The organism is Streptomyces sp. NPDC025721 (assembly GCF_055558595.1).
In genome coordinates, this window is record NZ_JBVHMF010000001.1 from 413,966 (window position 1) to 437,594 (window position 23,629).

The window sequence follows — 23,629 nt, forward strand, 5'->3', positions numbered from 1 at the left end:
CGCAGCGCCCGTCGCGGGCCCGCACCCCTGACGGGGCGCACCCCGTGCGGCGGGCGCTACCCGGCGGAGCCGTCCGTGTCCTCCAGGCGGAACCCCACCTTCAGCCCCACCTGGTAGTGCTCGACCTCGCCGTCCACGATGTGCCCGCGGACCTCGGTGATCTGGAACCAGTCGAGACCGCGCAGCGTTTGCGCGGCCCGCTTGACGCCGTTCCTGACGGCGGCGTCCACGCCTTCGTGCGAGGTGCCGACGATCTCGGTGACCCGATAGGTGTGCTCGGCCATGACGGACCTTTCCTTCGGAGGTCCCTCCACCGTGCCGCAGACGGGCGCGGCCCGCATCACCGCGGGACGCATCCGTCCGTTCCGTCCCGGACGGCTCCGCCGGGGCATCCCCTTCACCCCGAATCGGGCATATTATCCTCAAGTGGACGATGTGCGGACTGTGACCCCTTGGCCCACCGCCATGATGCGCTGGGTCCCGGCCGCCATGATCGTCGGCGGACTGGTCTTCGACCTCGTCACGCCCAATCCCTACACCGGCGACACAATGCTGGCCGGAGCCTGTGTACTGGCCGGCGCGATCCAGTCCGCCCGCATCGCGGTCCTCACCTGTCTGGCGTCGCTGGTGGGCGTCTTCGTGCTCACCGTCCACGGCGGCATCATCCGCGAGGGCGTCGGCGTGGCCGAGATCCTGAACGTGGTGCTCTCCGCCGTCATCGGCCTCGCCGTCAACCGGGCGCTGACCCGTTCGGGGCGGCGGCTCGCCACCGTGCGGGACGTCGCCGAGTCGGCCCAGCGCGCCCTGCTGCCCGACCCGCCGCCCCGGATCGGCCCGCTGGCCATAGCCGCCCGGTACGAGGCCGCCCAGAGCGGGGCGCGGATCGGCGGTGATGTCTACGCGGCCGAGCAGACCCGCTACGGCGTACGGCTGCTGATCGGGGACGTGCGCGGCAAGGGGATGGGCGCGGTCGCCAGCGTCGCGGTGCTGCTCGGCGCCTTCCGCGAGGCGGCCGACGAGGAACCCGACCTGCCGGGCCTCGCGCGGCGCCTGGACCGGGCGCTGGACCGGGACCGGGAACGGCGCGGCGGCGGCAGCGGCGAGGAGTACCTGGAGGGCTTCACCACCGGGCTGCTGGCCGAATTCGTCCACCGCCCCGAGGACCCCGAGGAGGTGTGCGACACCCTGCGGCTGCTCAACCGCGGCCACCCGCCGCCGTACCTGCTCGACGGCGGCACCGTACGTACCCTCGAAGCCGCCGCCCCCGACGTGCCGTTCGGCATGAGCGACCTCGGCGGAGTCCGCACGGTGCCCGAAGAGCTGGCCTTCCCGCCGGGCGCCACACTGCTGCTGGTCACCGACGGCGTGACCGAGACCCGCGACCGCGAAGGCGTCTTCTACGACCCCGAGATCCGGCTCTCCGGCCTCGGCCCGGTGACCGGCCCGCAGCACGCCATCGACGTCCTGCTGCGGGACCTGGTCACCTGGACCGGCGGCGCGCCCGTCGCCGACGACCGCGCGGTGCTGGCGGTGAGCCTCAGCCAGCCGTGAGACCCCCGGACAGCTAGTGGTGGAAGGCGGTCGCCACGTTCTCCGGGCGGTTCAGCGGGTGCGGCTGGCGGCGCAGCTCCGGCAGCAGGCGGCCCAGGTCCTCCATCAGCAGGTCCGCCAGGTCCTCGGAGAAGCCGTTGCGGCAGACGATGCGCAGCACCGCGAGATCGGTGCGGTCGGCCGGATAGGTGTACGCCGGGACCAGCCAGCCGCGTTCGCGCAGCCGCCGCGACACGTCGAAGACGTCGTAGTTCTCCACCCCCGGCGCGGTGGTGAAGGCGAAGACCGGCAACTGGTCACCCGCGCTGACCAGCGTGAAGTCCTCCAGCTTCGCGATCCGCGCCGCCAGCGACATCGCCACGTCCCGGCTGGCCTGCTGCACCGCGCGGTAGCCGTCCCAGCCCAGCCGCAGGAAGGAGTAGTACTGCGCCACGACCTGCGCGCCCGGCCGCGAGAAGTTCAGCGCGAAGGTCGGCATGTCACCGCCGAGGTAGTTCACCCGGAAGACCAGCTCCTCCGGCAGCGCCTCGGTGTCCCGCCACAGGGCCCAGCCCACGCCCGGGTACACCAGGCCGTACTTGTGGCCCGAGGTGTTGATCGACGCCACCCGCGGCAGCCGGAAGTCCCACACCAGGTCCTCGTCGAGGAACGGCGCGATCATGGCGCCGGACGCGCCGTCGACATGCACCGGGATGTGCGTACCGGTCCGCTCCTCGTACGCGTCCAGCGCCGCGCAGATCTCCGCGACCGGCTCGTACGACCCGTCGAAGGTCGAGCCCAGCACGGCCACCACACCGATGGTGTTCTCGTCGCACAGGGCGAGCGCCGACTCCGCGTCCAGGTGCAACCGGTCGCCCTCCATCGGCGCCAGCCGCGCCTCGACCTCCCAGAAGGCGCAGAACTTCTCCCAGCACACCTGCACGTTCGCGCCCATCACCAGATTGGGCCGCGCGGTCGCCGGATAGCCGGGCGTGCGCCGCATCCAGCGGCGCTTGAGGGCCATCCCCGCGAGCATGCACGCCTCGGACGAGCCGGTGGTCGAACAGCCCACCACCGAGCTGGGGTCCGGCGCGTTCCACAGGTCGGCGAGGATCGCCACGCAGCGGCGCTCCAGCTCCGCCGTACGCGGGTACTCGTCCTTGTCGATCATGTTCTTGTCGGCGCACTCCGCCATCAGCACACTGGCCTGCGGCTCCATCCACGTCGTGACGAACGTCGCCAGATTCAGCCGCGAATTGCCGTCCAGCATCAGCTCGTCGTGCACGATCTGGTACGCGGTGTGCGGCGGCATGGGTCCGTCCGCCAGCTTGTGCTTGGGCGGAGCCGTCATCCGGCCGTCGACCGGGTCCGCCTCACCGAAGAACGGGTTGACGGCGATGTTGCGGGCGGAGTCCGTGCCTTTGTGCAGTGACATGTCAGCCTTCCGTGGCGAGCCCGGCAGCGCGTGCGCGGGCGTCTTTCCCGACCCGCCCAGCCTGCACCCGCCCGCCGCCCCGCGCCCGCTCCCGCCCCGGAACTTCCCCCAGGAGACTGGGCCGCGCGTCCGGCTCAGGACTCGGTGAGCACGAGCCACTTCCTGCCGTCGATCAGCTCACGGACGGCGTCCAGGTGACCCGCGTGGCAGGCCGTCTCCACCGTGACGTGCAGGATCGCCTCGCGCAGGTCCCGAATGCCGCCGTCGGGCCCGAAGAGTTCGGTCGGCCACCAGGCCGGGGCGGCGCTCGGCGCCGTCGAGGTGATCACGGCGTCCGCGAGCGCCGTCTCCTGGCGGTAGAGGTCGAGCACGCCCTTGGCCGAAACCTCCGGGCCCACCTTCCAGGCATCGTCGGGGCCGGTCAGCGCCGCGTCGATCACGGCCTTCTCCCCGGCCACCACCCCGCGGAACCAGAAGCGCTCCACGTCCAGCGCGAGGTGCCGCACCAGCCCCGCGCAGCTCCACCCCGACGGCAGCACCGGCCGGTGCAGCGCCTCCTCGTCCAGCCCCTCCAGAATCCCCAGCACGTGACGCCGCTGGCCGTCCAGGTACGACAGCAGCATCGTGATCTCGGGGTCCGGGGACGTGTCCTGCACGGCATCCTCCTTGAGGTCGGCGACGCCCAGCATTCCACCGGGGTACGACAGGACCCCGGACCGGGCGCCGCCCCTCAGGTGCCCCGGACCCCATGCGCCCCGCGGGGCCGCTACTCGCGGGCGAGGACCACGGCGGTGCCGTACGCGCAGACCTCGGTGCCGAGGTCCGCGGCGTCGGTGACGTCGAAGCGCATCATGAGGACGGCGTTGGCGCCGCGCGCCTTGGCCTGTTCGACGAGGCGCTCCATGGCCTGGTTACGGGTCTGCACCAGTGTCTTCGTCAGGCCCTTGAGCTCGCCGCCGATCATGGACTTCAGCCCGGCGCCGATCTGACTGCCCAGGTGCCGCGAGCGGACGGTGAGGCCGAAGACCTCACCGATGACCCGCTCGACCCGGAAGCCGGGCACGTCGTTCGTCGTGACGACAATGATCTCGGCGCCCTGCTCCTGGCCGCCGCCGTACTCTTCGATTCCCATACCGGCAGCCTGCCCCGCACCTCCCCGCTCCGCACCCGCGAATACGCCGACGCGGCTATTCCAGGCGGGGGGCCTGGACCGGGGCGGGACAGATGCGCTGGCCCTCGTGGTCGAAGACGTACAGGTGGGCGAGGTCCACCAGCAGGGGCACGCGGTCACCGCGGCGGACGCGGATGTCGGGGCCGGTGCGGACCACGAGGTCGCCGGTCTGGGTCTCGGGCGCGCCCAGGGGGCGGTCCATCACCGTCACCGGAGCGCGGCCGGGCGCGTGGTTCGGCCGCGGCGGGACGCCGCCGTTGGAGCCGCCGTCCCGCGCCGGCACCGACGCCTGGATGCGCCGCGCGGCCTTCTGCGCGAGCTTGCCGAGGCTGGTGCCCGAGCCGTTCGCCGCGCGCCGGGTGCCCGAGCGGGACGGCGCCTGCGCGGGCCGCGGGGCCTCCAGTTCGGGGACGACGGCGGGCCGCGACCCGGTGTTGAGGTGCACCAGCGATTCGTGGCCCTGGTACTCCACATGCTCGACGATCCCGCTCAGCACGACCTCGCCCGCGTGCGCCTGGCTCGGCTGCGCGATGCGGACGGCCTCCGAGCGCAGCCCGACGATGATGCGGCGCCCCTGCTGGATGCGGAGCATCTGGTGGTCGAGGCTGAGCGGTTCCGGCATGCCGAGCCGCTGGCGGCCGAAGTCGATCCACATGCCGCCGCCGAGCGGCGCCAGGACCGTCGCCTGGAGGAGATTGATCCGGGGCGTGCCGACGAAAGCGGCGACGAACACGTTCTCCGGCAGGTGGTACGCCTCACGCGGCGTGCTGATCTGCTGGAGGACACCGCTGCGCATGATCGCGACGCGGTCGCCCAGCGACATGGCCTCGGCCTGGTCGTGCGTCACGTACACCGTCGTGACGCCCATGCCGTGGGTCAGCCGGGCGATCTCGGCGCGCAGGTGCGCGCGCAGCTTCGCGTCGAGGTTGGACAGCGGCTCGTCCATGAGGAAGACCGAGGGGTGCCGGGAGATCGCCCGGCCCATCGCGACCCGCTGCCGCTCGCCGCCGGAGAGCTGTCCGGGGTAGCGGTCCAGGATCTCCTCGATGCCGAGGATGCGGGCGGTCTCGTCGACCCGGGGCCCGTGCTCCTCACCGGGCATCTCGAAGCGCAGCGGGAAGCCGATGTTCTCCCGGCTGGTCATGCTGGGGTACAGCGCGAAGTTCTGGAACACCATCGCCATCCGGCGGTCGCCGGGTGCGAGGTCGTTGGAGTACTCCCCGTCGAGCAGCAGCTCGCCAGTGGTGATGTCCTCCAGACCCGCGATCATGCGCAGGACCGTGGACTTGCCGCAGCCGGACGGGCCGAGCAGCACCAGGAACTCTCCGGGTGCGATGTCGAGCGAGAACCGGTCCACAGCAGGCGACGGCTGCTTCGGGTAGTACTTGGAAACTTCGTGCAGTGCGATGGCGCGAGTCATAACGGGAGCCGCCAGGTGGTCGGACGCGGTGACGGGGCACGTGGGGGGAGAGATGCCAGACTTGCGAAACTTAGGGTGGTGCGTGGATGACGCTGCGGAGAAGGTAGTGCACCAACCGCAGGTTGCGGAACGTTTGTATCAACACTGGATTGATAGTTTTGGTCCGTGACGACCATCGCGCTCGGCCCGAGCTGGCTCGACCCGGACCATCTGATCAACACGTACGGCCTGTGGGGCGTACTGCTGATCGTGTTCGCCGAGTCCGGGCTCCTCATCGGCTTCTTCCTGCCCGGAGACTCACTGCTGTTCACGACCGGTCTGCTGGTGGCGACCGGCACGCTGCACCAGCCGCTCGCGCTGGTGGCCGCGCTGATCGCGGTGGCGGCGGTGCTCGGCGAACAGGCGGGATATCTGTTCGGCCGCAAGGTCGGACCCTCGCTGTTCCGCAGGCCCGACTCACGCTTGTTCAAGATGGAGAATATCGAGAAGGCACATGCCTTTTTCGAGCGCCATGGACCCAAGGCGATCGTGATGGCCTGCTTCGTGCCCATCGTACGAACGTTCACCCCAATCGTCGCAGGCGTCAGCCGAATGAACTACCGCACCTTTGTCACCTTCAACCTCATCGGCGCGACACTGTGGGGTGCGGGTGTCACCGTACTCGGATACTGGCTCGGCCAGATCGAATTCGTGCACAAGAACATCGAAGCGATGCTCGTCCTGGTCGTGCTGCTCTCGGTGGTGCCGATCGGCATCGAATACCTGCGGTCGCGCGGCAAGGCGAAAAAGGAGGCCGTGATTCCGGGTGCGGGCGCCGGTACGGGCCCGGCGGCGGGCGGCCCCGAGCCGGTTCCCGCCGCGCCGCGCACCCCCGGCCGGCACCGCGCGCAAAAGCGCTGACCTGCGGGAACCGACGCCGTAACGGGGGAACGGGGGCGTCGGCGGGATTCCCGTGATTCACAGGATTCACAGAAACGCGGATCGCGGAAAGGAGAGCACGACCGGTGTCCGACGACGGAAAACCTGAGTCGGACGAGGTCCGCTCCGAATTCACACCCCCCACAGGCACCACATTCCCCCCGGTCGTCACGGGCAGCGCATTCGCCCCGCCCGGCGGAACGGCGGGAACAGCGGGAACGGCGGGAACAGCGGGAACGCCCGGAGCGACAGGAGCACCGGGAACAGCCGGAGCTTCCGGAACAACGGGTACGACGGGCCCGACAAGCCTCACCGGCACCACCGGGAGCATTCCGATGGTCGTCCTGCCGCCCACCGACGCGCGGTGGCAGGACCGGATGCGGGCCATGGTCCGCATCCCCGTCACCGAGCGCCCCGCACCCGAGACCCCCGCGGACCGCCAGGAAACCGCGCACCTGGTCCCCGTACCGCGCGTCCTCGACCTGACCCTGCGCATCGGCGAACTGCTGCTCGCGGGCGGCGAGGGCGCCGAGGACGTCGAGGCGGCGATGCTCGGCGTCAGCTACGCGTACGGACTGGCCCGCGTCGAGCCGAACGTCACCTTCACGCTGCTGGGCATCTCCTTCCAGCCCTCGCTCACCGACCCGCCGCTGACCATGAGCCGCACGGTGCGCCGCCGCGGCACCGACTACACCCGGCTCGCCGCGGTCTTCCAGCTCGTCGAGGAGATCACCGCGCACGAGGCGACGCTGGAGGACGCGTACCGCCGGCTCGCCGAGATCCGCCGCAACCGGCACCCGTACAGCTCCTGGGCGCTCACCGGCGCCGCCGGGCTGCTCGCGGGCGCGGCCAGCGTCCTGGTCGGCGGCGGCCCGGTCATCTTCGCCGCCGCCGCGCTGGCCGCGATGCTCGGCGACCGGCTCGCGTGGCTGCTCGCCGGGCGCGGGCTGCCGGAGTTCTACCAGTTCGCGGCGGCGGCGATGCCCGCCGCCGCGATGGGCGTCCTCATCGACCGGTACGCGCACTGGATCCCCGGCGCCAACGGCGTCCAGGCGTCGGCGGTGATCACCGGCGGGCTCTTCGCGCTGCTGCCGGGCCGCGCGCTGGTCGCCGCCGTCCAGGACGGCCTCACCGGCTTCTACATCACCGCCTCCGCCCGGCTGCTGGAGGTGATGTACCTCGTCGTCGGCATCGTCATCGGCGTCACCGTCATCCTCTACGCGGGCTTCACCACCCTCGGCGCCGACCTCAACCCCGACCAGGCGCTGCGCGCGTACGACCACCCGTGGGTGCAGCTGCTGGCCGCGATGGTGCTGACCCTCGCCTTCGCGGTGCTGCTCCAGTGCGAGCGCGGCGTCCTGCCGCTGGTCACCCTCAACGGCGGCATCGCCTGGACGGTCTACGGCGTCCTGCACCAGCAGGCGGGCGGCAACCAGGTCGCGGCCACCGCCGCCGCGGCCGGACTCGTCGGCCTCTTCGGCCAGTTGATGGCCCGCTACCGGTACGTGTCCGTGCTGCCGTACGTCACCGCCGCCATCGGCCCGCTGCTGCCCGGATCCGCCACGTACTTCGGGCTGCTCGCCCTCACCAACAACCACTCCGACCAGGCGTTCACCCTGCTCACCCGGGCCGCCGCCCTCGCCCTGGCCATCGCCATCGGCGTCAACCTCGGCGGCGAGCTGGCCCGCCTGGTCCTCAAGCCGCCGGGCCCCGCCGCCCCGCGCGGCGCGGCCAAACGCACCCGCGGCTTCTGACCCCGCTCGGGCACGGAAACGCCGGGCGGCCGACATGTCGCTGATGACGTGTCGGCCGCCCGGCGTTCAGGTGCGGCGGGGCTTCAGTGGCCCGGGCCCTGCTCCTTCAGACGGCGGAAGGACTCCTCGATCTCCGTCTCGGCCTCGGTGCGGCCGACCCAGTTGGCGCCCTCGACGGACTTGCCGGGCTCGAGGTCCTTGTAGACCTCGAAGAAGTGCTGGATCTCCAGCCGGTCGAACTCGCTGACGTGGTGAATGTCACGCAGGTGCTCCACGCGCGGGTCCGACGCGGGCACGCACAGCACCTTGTCGTCGCCGCCGGCCTCGTCCGTCATGCGGAACATGCCGATCGCCCGGCACGTGATGAGGCAGCCGGGGAAGGTCGGCTCGTCCAGGATGACCAGCGCGTCCAGCGGGTCGCCGTCCTGGCCGAGGGTGTTCTCGATGAAGCCGTAGTCGGCCGGGTAACTGGTCGAGGTGAAGAGCCTGCGGTCCAGGCGGATACGACCGGTCTCGTGGTCCACCTCGTACTTGTTCCGCGAACCCTTCGGGATCTCGATCGTGACGTCGAACTCCAAGGCCCTACTCCTCCATGATCAGCGCATACTGCGGGTGATTAAGTGTCTCCCACGCATGTGGGTGGTCGCGAAAGGGGCTGGTCGGGGGTGCCGCACGGCAAGACGTGGCAGGTCGTGGCGGGGTCGGCCGCGATAGGTCTGGCGGTGGCGGCCGGGGCGGTGGCCGCGGCAGGCCCGTGGGACGCAGGCCAGCGTACGGCCGAGCGCGAGCACGCGGCCGGCCGGGACCACGTCGTGGCCTCGGGACCGCGCACCGCCGTGCCCACGCCCCGGATCACCCCGCCCGCGCCCTCCGCCGCCCCCGTACTGGCCCCGGTGCCCGCCGCCGCGCCCGGTACGGGCAAGGGCTCGTCCGCCGGTACGCCGCCGGACCCGGCCGCCCTCAAGGCCCTCCTCGACCCGCTGATGAACGCCGACGGGCTCGGCACCGTACGCACCGGGACCGTCATCGACGTGGCCACCGGGACCGTCGTGTACGACCACCGGGCCGGTACGCCGTCCACCCCCGCCTCCACCACCAAGCTCGCCACCGCGACGGCCGCGCTCGGCACGCTCGGGCCCGGCCGCCGCCTCACCACGACCGTGGTGGTCACCGCGGCCGGCCGGGTCGTCCTGGTCGGCGGCGGCGACCCGACCCTCGAACTCGGCGGGCTCGCCGACGACACCGCCGCCGCGCTCAAGGCGCGCGGCACCACGTCCGTACGGCTCGGCTACGACACGTCCCTGTTCAGCGGCACCGCGCTCCACCCCATCGGACCCAACGAGAACCTCGCGCCGGTCACCGCGCTCATGGTCCGCGAGGGGCGGCTCGACCACAGTTCGAGCGGGCCCGCGCAGCGCGCCGACGATCCGGCCGAGTCGGCCGCCGACGCCTTCGCGGACCTGCTGCGGGACCGGGGGATCAGGGTCAAGGGCGAGGCGGCGCCCGCCAGCGGGCACGGGGGTACGCGGCTGGCGGCCCATCAGTCCGCGCCGCTGTCGGAGCTGGTGGAGCGGATGCTGACCGACAGCGACAACGACGTGGCCGAGGCGCTGGCCCGGCATGTGGCCCGCGCGCTCGGGCGGCCCGCCAGTTTCGCCGGGGCGGCGAGCGCCATTCCCGACGCCCTGCGGCGGCTCGGGGTGCCGCTCGCCGGTGCCGCCTTCCACGACGGGAGCGGGCTCGACGGGGACGACGCGCTGTCGGCCACCACGCTGGCCCGGATTCTCGCGCTCGCGGCGAGTCCCGCGCATCCCGAGATGCGGTCGGTCCTGACCGGGCTGCCGGTCGCCGGTTTCACCGGCACGCTCGCCGACCGCTTCCGGGGCGGCGGGGGCGCCGGGGTGGTCCACGCCAAGACCGGGACGCTCACCGGGACCAACACGATCGCCGGCACCGCCGTGTCCCCCGCGGGGCGCCTCCTCGCCTTCGCGTTCCTCACCCACGGCACGGATTCGCCTGGCGGCGCGCAGAAAGCCCTCGACCACCTGGCCGCCGCCCTCACCACCCACCCCTAGCCCGCACCCCCGATGTCCTCAATCGCCGGACGGGCTCGAAGAAACGGGGTTGGGGCACTGGCGGGAGTCCTCAATCGCCGGACGGGCTTGAAGAAGCGGGCGCGGGCCACGGGCTGGTGTCCTCAATCGCCGGACGGGCTGGAGCGGTGTTTCTGGCGCGCCCGCCAGGCGCTGGCTTTGGCCTTGAACGACGTCTCCGGGTGGGGTGCCCCCCCGGCAGGGGGAAGGGCGGGTGGGTGGGGGAAACAGCCCCGCCGGCGTTTGAGGCGGCGTTAGCCGGAGGGGCTGAAGCCGTATTTCGGGGGGCGGCCGGAGGGGGAACCTGTTGGTGGGGGAGCCCAAAGGGGGAGCGGCAACGTACCGTGAAGGCATGACGAGCATCGGTGGAAGCGAGATGGTCGACTGGAACCTCGCCGTGGCGACCGCGCAGCGGTTGACGCGGCCGGGGCCTGAGGTGAGCCGGGACGAGGCTCGGGCCATCGTGGCGGAGCTGCGGGCGCACGCGCAGGAGTCGGAGGCGCACGTCAGGGAGTTCACCCGGATGTACGGGGACGCGGAGGTGCCACCGCACGGCACCCCGGTGCTCATCGTGGACCGGGCGGGCTGGGTGAAGGCCAACGTGGCCGGGTTCCGGGAGGTGATGAAGCCCCTGCTCGGAAAGATGCAGGCGCGCCGCCCCGGCGGCCCCGGCGGAGTCGTGCTCGGCACGGTCGGCGGCAAGGTGACCGGCGTCGAGGTCGGCATGCTGCTGAGCTTCCTGTCCTCGCGGGTGCTCGGCCAGTACGAGACCTTCGCGCCGCCGAGCCGCGACATGCCCGCGGGACCGGTCAAGCCGGGCCCCGGCGAATCCCGCGCCGGACGGCTGCTGCTGGTCGCGCCGAACATCGTGCACGTCGAGCGCGAGCTGGACGTCGACCCGCACGACTTCCGCCTGTGGGTGTGCCTGCACGAGGAGACGCACCGCACCCAGTTCTCCGCGGTGCCGTGGCTGCGCGACCACATCGAGGGCGAGATCCAGGCGTTCCTCGGCGAGACCGAACTGGACGCCTCGACGGTGATCGAGCGGGTCAGGGAGGCCGTGCAGTCCTTCACCGGCTCCGGCGGCGGCAAGGAAGAAGACGCCGACAAGGACCGCGACGAGGACCGCAGCCTGGTCGACCTGGTGCAGACCCCCTCCCAGCGGGAGATCCTGGCCCGGCTGACCGCCGTGATGTCGCTGCTCGAAGGCCACGCGGACTTCGTGATGGACGGCGTGGGACCCGAGGTCGTGGCGACCGTCGCCGAGATCCGGGAGAAGTTCAGCCAGCGCAGGGCCAGCGGCGCGGGCCGCCTGGACCAGGCGCTGCGCAAGCTCCTCGGCCTGGACGCCAAGCTCCGCCAGTACCGCGACGGCGAGCGCTTCGTCCGGGCGGTCGTCGACGAGGTCGGCATGGACGGCTTCAACCGGGTGTGGACCTCGCCCAACACGCTGCCCACCAAGGCGGAGATCGCCAAACCCGCCGAGTGGGTCGCGCGGGTGCACAGCCGTAGCGAATCGTGAGGGCGTAACCGCTCATGAAGGCCGTGTCCGCCCTCGGGTTCACCCGTCCGAGGGACCGTAGGCGCAGGGTAGCGCGTGCGATGCTCGGGTAAGCCCCGAGCTTCTGTCACCATCTGGATACCCTGCGTCACTTCGGCGCTTTCCTCATAGCCTCCTCAGGAGGGAAACCGGACATGGGACCCCACCCCACGGTCGCGGCGATACGCCTGGCGGTCCGCCGCGTCCTGCACGACGTCCTCACCGCGTCCACCGACCCGCACCCGTTGGTGCTCGCCGCGTGCAGCGGCGGAGCCGACTCCATGGCGCTGGCCGCCGCCCTCGCTTTCGAAGCACCCCGGCTCGGCGTGCGCGCCGGAGCCGTCACCGTCGACCACGGCCTCCAGGCGGGCTCCGCCGGCCGCGCCCAAGAGGTCGCCGGGCGGCTGCGCGGCCTCGGCCTCGACCCGGTCGACGCGATCGGCGTCACCGTCGGCCGCCAGGGCGGTCCCGAAGCCGCCGCCAGAGACGCCCGGTACGCGGCGCTCGACTCCGCCGCCGAATCGCACGGCGCCGCCGCCGTCCTGCTCGGCCACACACGTGACGACCAGGCAGAAACGGTGCTCCTGGGCCTCGCCCGCGGCTCCGGCACCCGCTCGCTGGCCGGAATGGCCGCGGTCTCCGGTACCGGCGGCCGGTACCGGCGGCCCTTCCTGCTGCTGGACCGCGACACCGTACGCAAGGGCTGTCTCGCCCAGGGCATCACCGTGTGGGAGGACCCGCACAACCACGACCCCGCGTACACCCGCTCCCGTGTCAGACACGAAGCCCTGCCCGTCCTGGAGAAGTCCCTCGGCAAAGGCGTCGTCGAGGCGCTGGCCCGCACCGCGCAGCTCTCCAGGGACGACGCCGACGCGCTGGACCAGTGGGCCGCGGACGCCGAGGCCGACGCGGCGGGCGACGACGGCAGCCTGGACGCGCTGCGGCTGCACGGCCTGCCCGCCGCCGTACGCCGCCGCGTCCTGCGCCGCGCCGCCATCGCCGCCGGCTCGCCCCCCGGCTTCCTCTTCGCCCGGCACATCGAGGAGGTCGACCGGCTGGTCACCGGCTGGCACGGACAGAAAGCCCTCAACCTGCCGGGCGGCGTCGCCGTTCTCAGGGCCAATGGCAGACTGGTGTTCTCGCCGTCGTAGAGCTGCCGTCGCCCAGCGACCCGGGAGCCGACTACTTGAGGGACATACCGCGCAGTGAACGAGAACGACATGGGCGCCGATCTTGAGAAAGTGCTCATCTCCAAGCCAGAGATCGACGCGAAGCTCAGCGAGCTCGCCGCGCAGATCGACCGGGACTACGCGGGCAAGGACCTGCTGATCGTCGGTGTCCTCAAGGGCGCCGTGATGGTGATGGCGGACCTCGCACGGGCGCTGTCGAGCAACGTGACGATGGACTGGATGGCGGTGTCCTCCTACGGCGCCGGCACCAAGTCCTCGGGTGTGGTGCGCATCCTCAAGGACCTGGACACCGACATCGCGGGCCGTGACGTCCTGATCGTCGAGGACATCATCGACTCCGGGCTGACGCTGTCCTGGCTGATCAGCAACCTGGGCTCGCGCGGCCCCGCCTCCCTGGAGGTCTGCACGCTGCTGCGCAAGCCCGAGGCGGCCAAGGTCCAGCTCGACGTGAAGTACACCGGGTTCGACATCCCCAACGAGTTCGTGGTCGGATACGGCCTGGACTATGCGGAGAAGTACCGCAATCTCCCGTTCGTGGGCACACTCGCCCCGCACGTATACGGTGGCTGACTCCCGTCGGCCCGCCGCCGACGGTCCGGCGCGGCACAGTCATGACGTCGGCCACACCCCGTTCGGCCCCGGGAACCCCAGTCGGTTTCCCGCCGTTGGAGCAGGGGAAGGCGGGATTGTTAACGGTCGGCGGCAACCTCGGGTGACAATGCTGGGGTACCGTCCGAAGGTCGGGTCATACACCGGCATGCACGCGCGGCCAGCAGGCGGCGGTGCCTCACTGTGGCAGGAGGGACGGGGCGACTTCGCCCCGCATGGATGGACGTGAAGCGCTATTTCCGTGGGCCAGTCATGTGGATCGTGCTGGCTGTCCTCGCCGTGGTCGTGTTGATGCAGGTCGTCGGGTCCGGCGGCGGCTACAAGACGGTGGATACCGGCGAGGTTCTACATGCGATCGAATCAAACCAGGCCAAGTCCGCCGAGCTGACGACAGGCGACGACAACTCCATCAAGATCCAGCTCAGGGACGGATCCAAGGTCGAGGGCAGCTCCAAGGTCCGCGCCAGCTACATCGGCAACCAGGGCTCGGCCATCGCCGCGGAGCTGCAGAACATCGTCGACGGCAAGGTGAAGGGGACCACCCTTCCCGACGGTTACACCGTCTCGCCGTCGAAGCAGAACGCTTTCGTCGGCATTCTGCTGTCGCTGCTCCCGTTCGTCCTCATCGTCGTGGTCTTCCTGTTCCTGATGAACCAGATGCAGGGCGGCGGCTCGCGCGTCATGCAGTTCGGCAAGTCCAAGGCGAAGCTGATCACCAAGGACACGCCGAAGACGACGTTCTCCGACGTGGCCGGCTGCGACGAGGCGGTGGAGGAGCTCCAGGAGATCAAGGAATTCCTCCAGGAGCCCGCGAAGTTCCAGGCCGTCGGCGCCAAGATCCCCAAGGGCGTGCTGCTGTACGGCCGTCCGGGTACCGGCAAGACCCTGCTGGCCCGCGCTGTCGCGGGTGAGGCGGGCGTGCCGTTCTACTCGATCTCCGGCTCCGACTTCGTCGAGATGTTCGTGGGTGTCGGCGCCAGCCGCGTCCGCGACCTGTTCGAGCAGGCCAAGGCGAACGCCCCGGCCATCGTCTTCGTCGACGAGATCGACGCCGTCGGCCGGCACCGCGGTGCGGGTCTGGGCGGCGGTCACGACGAGCGCGAGCAGACCCTCAACCAGCTCCTGGTCGAGATGGACGGCTTCGACGTGAAGGGCGGCGTGATCCTCATCGCCGCCACGAACCGGCCCGACATCCTGGACCCGGCGCTGCTGCGTCCCGGCCGTTTCGACCGGCAGATCGCGGTCGACCCGCCGGACCTCCAGGGGCGCGTGGAGATCCTCAGCGTGCACCAGAAGGGCAAGCCGGTCGCACCGGACGTCGACCTCATGGCCGTCGCCCGCCGCACCCCCGGCTTCACCGGCGCCGACCTGAGCAATGTGCTCAACGAGGCGGCGCTGCTGACCGCGCGCAGCAACAAGAAGGTCATCGACAACGCCACGCTGGACGAGGCGATCGACCGCGTCGTGGCCGGTCCGCAGAAGCGCACCCGGATCATGTCGGACAAGGAGAAGAAGATCACCGCGTACCACGAGGGCGGACACGCCCTGGTCGCGGCGGCCTCGCCGAACTCCGACCCGGTCCACAAGGTGACGATCCTGTCCCGCGGCCGCGCGCTGGGCTACACGATGGTGCTGCCCGACGAGGACAAGTACTCCACGACGCGCAACGAGATGCTCGACCAGCTCGCCTACATGATGGGCGGCCGGGCGGCGGAGGAACTGGTCTTCCACGACCCGACCACCGGCGCGTCGAACGACATCGAGAAGGCCACCGCGACCGCCCGTGCCATGGTCACGCAGTACGGCATGACCGAGCGGCTGGGCGCGATCAAGTTCGGTTCCAGCGACTCGGAGCCGTTCCTCGGCCGTGAGATGGGTCACCAGCGCGACTACTCGGAAGAGGTCGCCGGGCTGGTGGACGAGGAAGTCAAGAAGCTCATCGAGACGGCGCACAACGAGGCGTGGGAAATCCTGGTCGAGAACCGGGACGTCCTGGACAACCTCGTTCTGAACCTGCTGGAGAAGGAGACCCTGAACAAGGAGCAGATCGCCGAGATCTTCGCTCCGATCGTCAGGCGTCCCCCGCGTCCGGCCTGGACGGGCTCCGCCCGTCGTACGCCGTCCACCCGCCCGCCGGTGCTCTCTCCCAAGGAGCTGGCACTGACCAACGGCTCGCAGCCGGCCAACGGCATCACGACGGGTTCGGTCAGCACGACCAAGCCCGTCGCGGAGCCGGTCGACCGTCCCGAGGACGGCACGCCGGAGAGCTGACCGGCGCGAGCCGGTCAGGCACGAGAACAGGCAGTCCGGGCCGGACCCGGAATGCAGGCAGTGGCCCCAGGGTTTTAACCTTGGGGCCATTGCCGTTTTTGGGCCAGCTTTCCCACTTCGCCGAACTTCGGAGGAACGAGGCATCATGACCGACCCCGTGACGATCGACGGCGAGGGTTCGATCGGCGAGTTCGACGAGAAGCGGGCCGAGGCCGCGGTGCGCGAGCTGCTGTACGCGGTCGGCGAGGACCCCGACCGGGAGGGCCTGCGGGAGACCCCGGCGCGGGTGGCGCGCGCGTACAAGGAGATATTCGCCGGGCTCTGGCAGACGCCGGAGGACGTGCTGACCACCACCTTCGACCTCGGGCACGACGAGATGGTGCTGGTGAAGGACATCGAGGTGATGTCGTCCTGCGAGCACCACCTGGTGCCGTTCGTCGGCGTCGCGCACGTCGGCTACATCCCGGCCGTCAGCGGCAAGATCACCGGCCTGTCCAAGCTGGCCCGGCTGGTCGACGTGTACGCCCGCCGCCCGCAGGTGCAGGAGCGGCTGACCACGCAGGTCGCCGACGCCCTGATGCGCATCCTGGAACCGCGCGGGGTGATCGTGGTCATCGAGTGCGAGCACATGTGCATGACGATGCGCGGGGTCCGCAAGCAGGGCGCCAAGACCATCACCTCCGCCGTACGCGGCCAGCTCCGCGACCCCGCGACCCGCGCGGAGGCGATGAGCCTGATCCTCGGGCGCGGCTGACCGGGCACGCGGCTGACCGGGCACGGGCTGCCTCTGAGCGCGGGCCTGCTCGGGCACGGGCCTGGCGGCCCCCGGTAGGCACGGTGCGGTACGGGGCCGCCGTAGCCGTTACGTAGACGCGCCGTAGCTGTCACAGTTGCGTTGCCCGCGAAGGAACCCACAGACAGGGTTTCGCGTCCTACTGGGCGCCACTCACTCGCTCGTACTGGACCCTGGTGAAGCATGTCCGCTGACCGTGCCTGTGCCCCGCGTTCGCGCCGCTGGCGGCTGCGACCCTCCGCCGTCCCGGGGATCATCGGCAGCGCCGCCGCGGTCATCGGGCTGCTGGACGTGGTCTCCGCGGTCTTCCCGGCCTTCCGCAACGGCCGGATGCACCACATGGCCGCGGTCTTCCCCGGCACCGTCAGCTCGCTCGCCGCCGCCACCGCGGTCGTCACCGGCGTCCTGCTGCTGATGCTCGCGCATGCGCTCAAGCGCGGGAAGGTCCGCGCCTGGTGGGCGGCCGTCGTGCTGCTGCCGGTCGGCGCGGCCACCCAGCTCGTCTACCGGCACTCGATCTTCGGGGCCCTGGTCTCGCTCGGCCTGCTGTGGGTGCTGATCTCCTACCGCGACGAGTTCACCGCGCTGTCCGACCCGCGCACCCGCTGGCGGGCCCTGCTGAACTTCGTCGGCCTCAGCACCGTCGCCTTCTCCCTCGGCCTGGTCATCACCAGCGCCCACCCGTCCTCCGAGCGCGGCAACCCCGGCTTCCTCGACCGCTGCGAGCACGTCCTGCTCGGCCTGTTCGGCTTCGAGGGACCCGTCACGTACACCAGCGACCGGGTCAACGACCTGGTCGGCTACTCGCTGGGCGGCCTCGGCCTGCTCATCGCGATCTCCACCGCCTTCCTCGCGCTGCGCCCCGGACGCCCGGTCGCCGAGCTGAGCGAGGCCGACGAGGACCGGCTGCGCGCCCTGCTGGCCCGGCACGGCGCCCGCGACTCGCTCGGCCACTTCGCGCTGCGCCGCGACAAGTCCGTGGTCTTCTCGCCCAGCGGCAAGGCCGCCGTCTGCTACCGCGTGGTGTCCGGCGTCATGCTCGCCAGCGGCGACCCGATCGGCGACGTCGAGGCGTGGCCCGGCGCCATCGAGCAGTACATGGAGCTGGCCCGCGCGCACGCCTGGCTGCCCGCCGTCGTCGGGTGCAGCGAGACCGGCGGCGAGGTGTGGACCCGCGAGACCGGCCTGGACGCCCTGGAGCTGGGCGACGAGGCGATCGTCACCACCTCCGCCTTCACCCTCCAGGGCCGCGCCATGCGCAATGTCCGCCAGATGGTCAAGCGCATCGAGCGGTCCGGATACGTGTGCCGGGTACGCCGGGTGCGGGACCTCAGCGAGGACGAGAAGCACCGCGTACGGCTGGCCGCGGACGCCTGGCGCGGCACCGACACCGAGCGCGGCTTCTCCATGGCGCTCGGCCGCTTCGGCGAGGAGCTGGACGGGGACTGCGTGGTCGTCACCGCGCACAAGGACCGCGAGCCCGGCGCCCCGCACCCCGAACTGGGCGACCTGCGGGCCGTGCTGCACTTCGTGCCCTGGGGCGCGGACGGCATGTCCCTGGAGCTGATGCGCCGCGACCGGGCCGCCGACCCCGGCCTGAACGAACTGCTGATCGTCGCCGCGCTCCAGGAGGCGCCCGCCCTCGGGATCGCCCGCGTGTCGCTGAACTTCGCGATGTTCCGCTCCGCGCTGGCCCGCGGCGAACGGATCGGCGCGGGCCCGGTGCTGCGCGGCTGGCGCGGTCTGCTGGTGTTCCTGTCCCGCTGGTTCCAGATCGAGTCGCTGTACAAGTTCAACGCGAAGTTCCAGCCCGAGTGGGTGCCGCGCTTCCTGGTCTTCCCCAACTCCCGTGACCTGCCCAGGATCGGCTTCGCCATCATGCAGGCCGAGGGCTTCGTCACGCTGTCCCTTCCGCTGCCCGACGCCGTCCAGCGTTTCCTGCCCGGGCGCGCCACCCGCCCCCCGCACCGGCACAAGCCCGGCTACGCGACGTCGGTGGACGCGACCGAGCGGAGTGCGGTGGCGTAGGGCGTAGCCCCTACGCTGGGCGCATGAGTACGTTGCTGGGCCGCGTCAGGCCCGTCGGACTGCCGGAGTGGGACCGCTGCGCGGTCATGGGCGTGGTGAACGTCACGCCCGACTCGTTCTCCGACGGCGGGCGGTGGTTCGACCCGGAGCTGGCCGTCAAGCACGGCCTCGATCTCGTGGCGCAGGGCGCCGACATGGTGGACGTGGGCGGCGAGTCCACCCGGCCCGGCGCCAAGCGGGTCGACGAGGCGGAGGAGTTGCGCCGGGTCGTGCCGGTGGTGCGGGAGCTGGCCGCGGCCGGGGTGCTGGTCAGCGTCGACACGATGCGCGGCTCGGTCGCCGAGCAGGCGGTCGCCGCGGGCGCCCGGCTGGTCAACGACGTGAGCGGCGGCCTCGCCGACCCCGCGATGGTCCCCGCGGTCGCCGCCGCCGGGGTGCCGTTCGTCGTCATGCACTGGCGCGGCCAGAGCATCGACATGAACAACCGGGCCGTCTACGCCGACGTGCTCGGCGAGGTCGTCACCGAACTGCGCGCGGGCCTGGACCGGGCGGTGGCCGGCGGCATCGACCCCGGCCTGGTGATCCTCGACCCGGGCCTGGGCTTCGCGAAGACCGCGGACCACGACCTGACGCTGCTGGCCCACCTGAGCGCGCTGCGCGAACTGGGCCGTCCGCTGCTGGTCGCCGCCTCCCGCAAGCGGTTCCTCGGCCGCATCCTGGCCGGTGACAACGGCGAACCGCCGCCCGCCAGGGAACGCGACGCGGCCACCGCGGCCGTCACCGCCATCGCCGCCCGCGAGGGCGCCTGGGCGGTCCGCGTCCACGAGGTGCACGCCAGCGCCGACGCCGTCCGCGTCGCCCGCGCCATCGAGATCGGGGGGGTCCGCGCATGACGCCGCGCACCGCGGAGGCCCGCGCCGTCGAGCGGGCCAACCAGGCGTTCTACGACGCCGTGGAGACCTCGGACCTGGACGCGCTGGAGTCGGTGGTCCTGGACGGGCCGCTGGCCGAGTCGGTGGCCGTCGTGCACCCCGGCTGGCCGGTGCTGCGCGGACGCCGCGAGGTCATGCGGTCGTACGCGCTGATCATGGCCAACACGGATTACATCCAGTTCTTCCTGACCGACGTGGAGGTCGCCGTCGACGGCGACAGCGCGGTGGTCACCTGCACCGAGAACATCCTGACCGGCGGCCCCGCCGAGGAGGACGGCTCCGCGGGCTCGCTCGTCGGCGGCCTGGTGGTGGCCACCAACGTCTTCCGCCGCACCGCCGACGGCTGGCGGATGTGGGTCCACCACGGCTCGCCGGTGCTGGCGGAGGACGACGACGAGGACGACGAGGACGGCGAGGGCCCCGGCGGATCCGGCGGTCCCGGCGACGATCTGCTGGACGACGAGGGCTTCGACGGGACGGCGGGAGCGTGACCGCGGGCCGCCCGTGACCGGCTCTGTCGGTGACCGACGGTAGATTCGGAGCAGACGACGGGGCGGACCGCCCCGTCCGCCGCCGGCCGGGACACCCCGGACGGCGGCCGTCCGACCGACCGGCGGGAGAGAGTTCGTGGATCGTGTCACGCTGCGGGGCCTGAAGGCCCTGGGCCACCACGGTGTGTTCGAGCACGAGCGCGAGGACGGCCAGGTCTTCGTCGTGGACCTCGTGCTGGGCCTCGACACGGCCCCCGCGGCGGCCGATGACGACCTCACCAGAACCGTGCATTACGGTGTGGTCGCCGAAGAGGTCACGGCCGTCGTCTCCGGCGAACCGGTCGACCTCATCGAAACCCTCGCCCAGCGCATCGCCGACACGTGCCTGGCGCACGACGTCGTGCAAGAGGTCGAGGTGACCGTGCACAAACCGGACGCGCCGATCACCGTGCCCTTCGACGACGTGACCGTGACCATCACCCGGAGGCGCCCGTGAACTCCCCCCGTCGGGAGCACGCCCACAAGCCCGCGTTCGACCCGACCGTGCAGCCCGTACCGGCCTCCGTGGTCGCGCAGGTCGACGCGGCGGACTTCACCCTGAACAACCCCAAGACCGCGGTGATCGCCCTCGGCGGCAACCTCGGCAACCGGCTGGAGACCCTGCAAGGCGCGGTCGACGCGCTGGAGGACACCCCCGGCGTCCGGGTCAAGGCCGTCTCGCACGTGTACGAGACCGAGCCCTGGGGCGTTCCCGAGGGCTCCCAGGCCACGTACTTCAACGCGGTGGCGCTGGTGCGCACCACGCTGCCGCCCGAGTCGCTGCTGGAGCGCGCCCAGGCCATCGAGGAGGCGTTCCTGCGGGTGCGCACCGAGCGCTGGGGGCCGCGCACCATCGACGTCGACATCATCGCGTACCAGGACGTGGCCTCCGACGACCCGGCGCTGACACTTCCGCACCCGCGCGCCCACGAGCGTGCCTTCGTGCTCGTGCCGTGGTACGACGTGGACCCGGCGGCCGAACTGCCGGGGCACGGCCCGGTCGCGGAACTGATCGGGGCGGTCGGCTCCGCGGGGGTGCGACGGCGCACGGACGTGGAACTCCGGCTGCCCGAATAATCGTTGGGACCTGCGTACCGCGCATCCGCCACGGGCGGGCGCGGGCGGACGAGCGCACACAGGCGCGCGGACGGCGCACTGCACAGAAAGTGGAGGCGGGCACTCGGTGAGGACGCTGCGGATCAGGACGCTGGCGGGGCTCTTCGCGGTGGCGGGCGTGCTCTCATGGGCCGCCGCGCGGCTGTGGGACCACGTCGGGACGCTGCCGGGCGTGCCGGTCGCCGCGCCGATCGTGCTCGCGCTGATCGCCGTCGCGCTCCTGGCCACCGCGCTGTCGCTGCGCGCCCGGCTCAAGGCGCAGCGCGAACGGCACCCGGGCGCCAAGGGCGTCGACCCGCTGGCCGCCGCCCGCGCGGTCGTCTTCGGCCAGGCCAGCGCCCTCGTCGCGGCCCTCGTCGTCGGCATGTACGCGGGCACCGGGCTCTACCTGGTGATGTACGACCTCGACATGGACCCGCGCCGCCAGCAGGCCATCTACGCGGGCCTGGCCGTCGTCGCCGGGATCGCGGTGATCGCCGCCGCGATCTTCCTGGAGCGGGTCTGCCGCCTCCCCGAGGACGACGACACGGTGCCGCACGGCACGACCCCGCACCGCCGCTGACCCGCGCCCGAGGTGCCCGTGTCCCGGCCGCACCTCCCGCCCCCGGGTACGTATCCCGCATCCTGAGACGTATCCGACACCCGTGGTCCCCGCCGTTGCGGGGCCGACGCCACCACTCGGACGTCCGGCTTGACCGGTGGGCGGGTGGCGTGGTTCAGTCCGCTACGTGAGCGAACCCGGATGGCATCTGCACCGGAAGGTCCACCTGGACCTCGTCCGGTACGCGGGCTGCATCTGTACGACCGCGCGCTGACGCGCGCCTCCGACGTCCTTCGTTCATCTTTCGCGTCGTAGCCGCAGCCCCGGCCTGATTTTCGTACGAACCCGGCACGCTTCATTCTCAAGGGATCTCTCGTACGCACGCCCCCGCTGCCCGCCGACGCGGCGTATCCCCGGGTGGTGTCCCTTGAATTCCGCTGCTCCCTCGTCCGAACCCGCCGCCGCTTCCGCCTCCGCCGTGTCCACTGTCTCCACCGCGCCCTCGACCGCTCCCGTCGCGCCCACCGCTGCCGATCTCCTCGACTTCGCCCGCAAGGTGGCCGCCGACCCCGCCGTCGTCGGCGATCTGCCGCTCGACCCCGAAGGCCGCACCTGGGTACGGCTGGAGGGCCCCGGCGGCGCGGAGGCGTGGCTGATCGGCTGGCCGCCCGGCGCCGAGACCGGCTGGCACGACCACGGCGGCTCGTACGGCGTCTTCGTCACCGCCGCCGGTGAGCTGACCGAGCAGTCGCTGTCCGTGCCGCTGCCCTCCGAGGGCTGGCGCTCCCTGGAACTGGCCGAGGGCCTGGACCGCAGGCGCGTGCTGCCGGAAGGCGTCGGCCGCGCCTTCGGCCGCAACCACGTCCACCAGGTCACCAACAGCTCCCCGTCCTCGCACGCCGTCTCGGTGCACGCCTACTACCCGCCGCTGCCGCTGATCCGCCGCTACAGCCGCAAGGGCAGCACGCTGCGCCTGGAGCTGGTCGAGCGCCCGGAGGAGTGGTGACCGCGCTCGACGCGCGCCTGGCGGCCGTACGAGCCCGGCTGGACCGGCTGGGCCCCGAGGCCGCCGTCCGCGCCGCGGAACGCGACGGCGCCCTGCTGGTCGACATCCGCTACGGCGCGCTGCGCGACCGCGACGGCACGATCCCCGGCGCCGTCATCGTCGAGCGCAACGAACTCGAATGGCGGCTGGACCCCGAGGGCACCCACCGCCTCCCGCAGGCGACGGGCCCCGGCCTGACCGTCGTCGTGATCTGCAACGAGGGGTACGCGTCCTCGCTCGCCGCCGCCTCCCTCCAGGACCTCGGACTGCGCGCGGCCACCGACCTGGACGGCGGTTTCCAGGCGTGGCGCGCGGCGGGCCTGCCGGTCACCGCGCCGGACGGCACCCCGACGGTCCCCACCGCGCACATCGCGGCACAGGCCGAAGGCGCTTTCTGATCCCGCTACTGATCCCGCTACCGATCGCGACTCTGATCGCGGCACTGATCCCGTCGCGGGGAAGCTCAAGATCAAATTCCCGGAGTGCGTCGGGGAATACCCCAACAACCCCTTCCGTGAACTGGAGTTGACGTCGGACCCAGGTCGCCGAACCTGGGTATCGGCGCCGCCGTAATCGCCCGCGCGGGCCCGGCACCGGACCCCGCGCCGGGCCCAACGGGGGCGGCCCCGGGGCCCGGTGGGGCGGCGCGGACGGGCCTCGGCGCCGCCGCGGCGGCACATGAGGACGGCATTGGCCGACGGCACATGGGGGGA

The 23,629-nt window shown here is 71.8% G+C and carries 23 protein-coding genes; 17 read left to right on the plus strand and 6 right to left on the minus strand.

Annotated features, from left to right (window positions below):
* Positions 1-56: 56 nt before the first annotated feature.
* On the minus strand, positions 57-284 hold the full coding sequence (locus tag ACZ4EF_RS01810; RefSeq protein WP_355336410.1) for a dodecin: 228 nt from the start codon (positions 282-284) through the stop codon (positions 57-59).
* A gap of 142 nt (positions 285-426) precedes the next feature.
* Between ACZ4EF_RS01810 and ACZ4EF_RS01815 the strand changes: the two genes are divergently transcribed.
* Complete coding sequence (locus tag ACZ4EF_RS01815) at positions 427-1,551, plus strand: PP2C family protein-serine/threonine phosphatase (protein ID WP_391043015.1); 1,125 nt, start codon at positions 427-429, stop codon at positions 1,549-1,551.
* Between the two features lie 13 nt (positions 1,552-1,564).
* On the opposite strand, the gene ACZ4EF_RS01820 is transcribed toward ACZ4EF_RS01815, so the two are convergent.
* The 4 genes from ACZ4EF_RS01820 to ACZ4EF_RS01835 form a co-directional block, all read right to left on the minus strand.
* Entirely contained in the window at positions 1,565-2,965 is a 1,401-nt protein-coding gene (locus ACZ4EF_RS01820) for a glutamate decarboxylase (protein ID WP_355336412.1), read from the minus strand.
* A gap of 134 nt (positions 2,966-3,099) precedes the next feature.
* A complete protein-coding gene (locus ACZ4EF_RS01825) occupies positions 3,100-3,654 on the minus strand; it encodes a DinB family protein (protein ID WP_467502252.1) in 555 nt (184 codons plus the stop codon).
* 77 nt (positions 3,655-3,731) lie between these two features.
* Positions 3,732-4,097: a YbjQ family protein gene (locus ACZ4EF_RS01830; RefSeq protein ID WP_355336414.1), complete on the minus strand. Its 366-nt coding sequence runs from the start codon at positions 4,095-4,097 to the stop codon at positions 3,732-3,734.
* A 55-nt stretch (positions 4,098-4,152) separates the two neighbouring features.
* Positions 4,153-5,556, minus strand: coding sequence for an ABC transporter ATP-binding protein (locus ACZ4EF_RS01835; RefSeq protein ID WP_401856164.1), 1,404 nt, complete (start codon positions 5,554-5,556; stop codon positions 4,153-4,155).
* A gap of 165 nt (positions 5,557-5,721) precedes the next feature.
* On the opposite strand from ACZ4EF_RS01835, the gene ACZ4EF_RS01840 reads away from it, so the two are divergent.
* On the plus strand, positions 5,722-6,456 hold the full coding sequence (locus tag ACZ4EF_RS01840; RefSeq protein WP_402710629.1) for a DedA family protein: 735 nt from the start codon (positions 5,722-5,724) through the stop codon (positions 6,454-6,456).
* A 104-nt stretch (positions 6,457-6,560) separates the two neighbouring features.
* Positions 6,561-8,228 carry a threonine/serine exporter family protein gene (locus tag ACZ4EF_RS01845; RefSeq protein ID WP_467502255.1) on the plus strand — a complete coding sequence of 556 codons (1,668 nt, stop codon included), beginning with the start codon at positions 6,561-6,563 and terminating at the stop codon, positions 8,226-8,228.
* A gap of 83 nt (positions 8,229-8,311) precedes the next feature.
* On the opposite strand, the gene ACZ4EF_RS01850 is transcribed toward ACZ4EF_RS01845, so the two are convergent.
* Complete coding sequence (locus ACZ4EF_RS01850; RefSeq protein ID WP_188283474.1) at positions 8,312-8,806, minus strand: inorganic diphosphatase; 495 nt, start codon at positions 8,804-8,806, stop codon at positions 8,312-8,314.
* An 87-nt stretch (positions 8,807-8,893) separates the two neighbouring features.
* Between ACZ4EF_RS01850 and dacB the strand changes: the two genes are divergently transcribed.
* The 14 genes from dacB (at position 8,894) to ACZ4EF_RS01920 (ending at position 23,314) form a co-directional block, all read left to right on the plus strand.
* A complete protein-coding gene (dacB, locus tag ACZ4EF_RS01855) occupies positions 8,894-10,303 on the plus strand; it encodes a D-alanyl-D-alanine carboxypeptidase/D-alanyl-D-alanine endopeptidase (protein WP_467502258.1) in 1,410 nt (469 codons plus the stop codon).
* Between the two features lie 370 nt (positions 10,304-10,673).
* Entirely contained in the window at positions 10,674-11,843 is a 1,170-nt protein-coding gene (locus tag ACZ4EF_RS01860; RefSeq protein ID WP_355337274.1) for a zinc-dependent metalloprotease, read from the plus strand.
* Positions 11,844-12,016: 173 nt separating this feature from the next.
* Positions 12,017-13,012, plus strand: coding sequence for a tRNA lysidine(34) synthetase TilS (gene tilS / locus ACZ4EF_RS01865; protein WP_355337277.1), 996 nt, complete (start codon positions 12,017-12,019; stop codon positions 13,010-13,012).
* A gap of 54 nt (positions 13,013-13,066) precedes the next feature.
* Complete coding sequence (gene hpt, locus ACZ4EF_RS01870) at positions 13,067-13,621, plus strand: hypoxanthine phosphoribosyltransferase (protein ID WP_355337280.1); 555 nt, start codon at positions 13,067-13,069, stop codon at positions 13,619-13,621.
* 258 nt (positions 13,622-13,879) lie between these two features.
* The gene (ftsH, locus tag ACZ4EF_RS01875) at positions 13,880-15,931 is read left to right on the plus strand and encodes an ATP-dependent zinc metalloprotease FtsH (RefSeq protein ID WP_355337283.1); all 2,052 of its coding nucleotides are present in this window, start codon (positions 13,880-13,882) and stop codon (positions 15,929-15,931) included.
* A gap of 145 nt (positions 15,932-16,076) precedes the next feature.
* Positions 16,077-16,685 (plus strand): GTP cyclohydrolase I FolE, encoded by a 609-nt coding sequence (folE, locus tag ACZ4EF_RS01880; RefSeq protein WP_188283469.1) that lies wholly within the window; start codon positions 16,077-16,079, stop codon positions 16,683-16,685.
* A 222-nt stretch (positions 16,686-16,907) separates the two neighbouring features.
* Positions 16,908-18,752, plus strand: a complete 1,845-nt coding sequence (locus ACZ4EF_RS01885) for a phosphatidylglycerol lysyltransferase domain-containing protein (RefSeq protein ID WP_391162505.1) — start codon at positions 16,908-16,910, stop codon at positions 18,750-18,752.
* Between the two features lie 23 nt (positions 18,753-18,775).
* The gene (folP, locus tag ACZ4EF_RS01890; protein ID WP_355337289.1) at positions 18,776-19,645 is read left to right on the plus strand and encodes a dihydropteroate synthase; all 870 of its coding nucleotides are present in this window, start codon (positions 18,776-18,778) and stop codon (positions 19,643-19,645) included.
* Positions 19,642-20,175, plus strand: coding sequence for a nuclear transport factor 2 family protein (locus ACZ4EF_RS01895; protein ID WP_355337292.1), 534 nt, complete (start codon positions 19,642-19,644; stop codon positions 20,173-20,175). Before folP ends, ACZ4EF_RS01895 begins: the two co-directional genes overlap by 4 nt.
* A gap of 136 nt (positions 20,176-20,311) precedes the next feature.
* Positions 20,312-20,671: a dihydroneopterin aldolase gene (folB, locus tag ACZ4EF_RS01900; protein ID WP_355337295.1), complete on the plus strand. Its 360-nt coding sequence runs from the start codon at positions 20,312-20,314 to the stop codon at positions 20,669-20,671.
* On the plus strand, positions 20,668-21,291 hold the full coding sequence (gene folK / locus ACZ4EF_RS01905) for a 2-amino-4-hydroxy-6-hydroxymethyldihydropteridine diphosphokinase (RefSeq protein WP_355337298.1): 624 nt from the start codon (positions 20,668-20,670) through the stop codon (positions 21,289-21,291). The genes folB and folK overlap by 4 nt, the downstream gene beginning before the upstream one ends.
* A 106-nt stretch (positions 21,292-21,397) precedes the next feature.
* Complete coding sequence (locus ACZ4EF_RS01910) at positions 21,398-21,892, plus strand: DUF3180 domain-containing protein (protein WP_355337301.1); 495 nt, start codon at positions 21,398-21,400, stop codon at positions 21,890-21,892.
* 457 nt (positions 21,893-22,349) lie between these two features.
* A complete protein-coding gene (locus tag ACZ4EF_RS01915; protein ID WP_467502263.1) occupies positions 22,350-22,877 on the plus strand; it encodes a cupin domain-containing protein in 528 nt (175 codons plus the stop codon).
* Positions 22,874-23,314: a rhodanese-like domain-containing protein gene (locus tag ACZ4EF_RS01920; protein ID WP_467502265.1), complete on the plus strand. Its 441-nt coding sequence runs from the start codon at positions 22,874-22,876 to the stop codon at positions 23,312-23,314. Before ACZ4EF_RS01915 ends, ACZ4EF_RS01920 begins: the two co-directional genes overlap by 4 nt.
* Positions 23,315-23,629: the final 315 nt, after the last annotated feature.

Coding starts and splice junctions, on each gene's coding strand:
- ACZ4EF_RS01810 (WP_355336410.1), bottom strand. CDS start 284: ATGGCCGAGCACACCTATCGGGTCACCGAGATCGTCGGCACCTCGCAC.
- ACZ4EF_RS01820 (WP_355336412.1), bottom strand. CDS start 2,965: ATGTCACTGCACAAAGGCACGGACTCCGCCCGCAACATCGCCGTCAAC.
- ACZ4EF_RS01825 (WP_467502252.1), bottom strand. CDS start 3,654: ATGCTGGGCGTCGCCGACCTCAAGGAGGATGCCGTGCAGGACACGTCC.
- ACZ4EF_RS01830 (WP_355336414.1), bottom strand. CDS start 4,097: ATGGGAATCGAAGAGTACGGCGGCGGCCAGGAGCAGGGCGCCGAGATC.
- ACZ4EF_RS01835 (WP_401856164.1), bottom strand. CDS start 5,556: ATGACTCGCGCCATCGCACTGCACGAAGTTTCCAAGTACTACCCGAAG.
- ACZ4EF_RS01860 (WP_355337274.1), top strand. CDS start 10,674: ATGACGAGCATCGGTGGAAGCGAGATGGTCGACTGGAACCTCGCCGTG.
- tilS (WP_355337277.1), top strand. CDS start 12,017: ATGGGACCCCACCCCACGGTCGCGGCGATACGCCTGGCGGTCCGCCGC.
- ftsH (WP_355337283.1), top strand. CDS start 13,880: ATGGACGTGAAGCGCTATTTCCGTGGGCCAGTCATGTGGATCGTGCTG.
- folE (WP_188283469.1), top strand. CDS start 16,077: ATGACCGACCCCGTGACGATCGACGGCGAGGGTTCGATCGGCGAGTTC.
- ACZ4EF_RS01885 (WP_391162505.1), top strand. CDS start 16,908: ATGTCCGCTGACCGTGCCTGTGCCCCGCGTTCGCGCCGCTGGCGGCTG.
- folP (WP_355337289.1), top strand. CDS start 18,776: ATGAGTACGTTGCTGGGCCGCGTCAGGCCCGTCGGACTGCCGGAGTGG.
- ACZ4EF_RS01895 (WP_355337292.1), top strand. CDS start 19,642: ATGACGCCGCGCACCGCGGAGGCCCGCGCCGTCGAGCGGGCCAACCAG.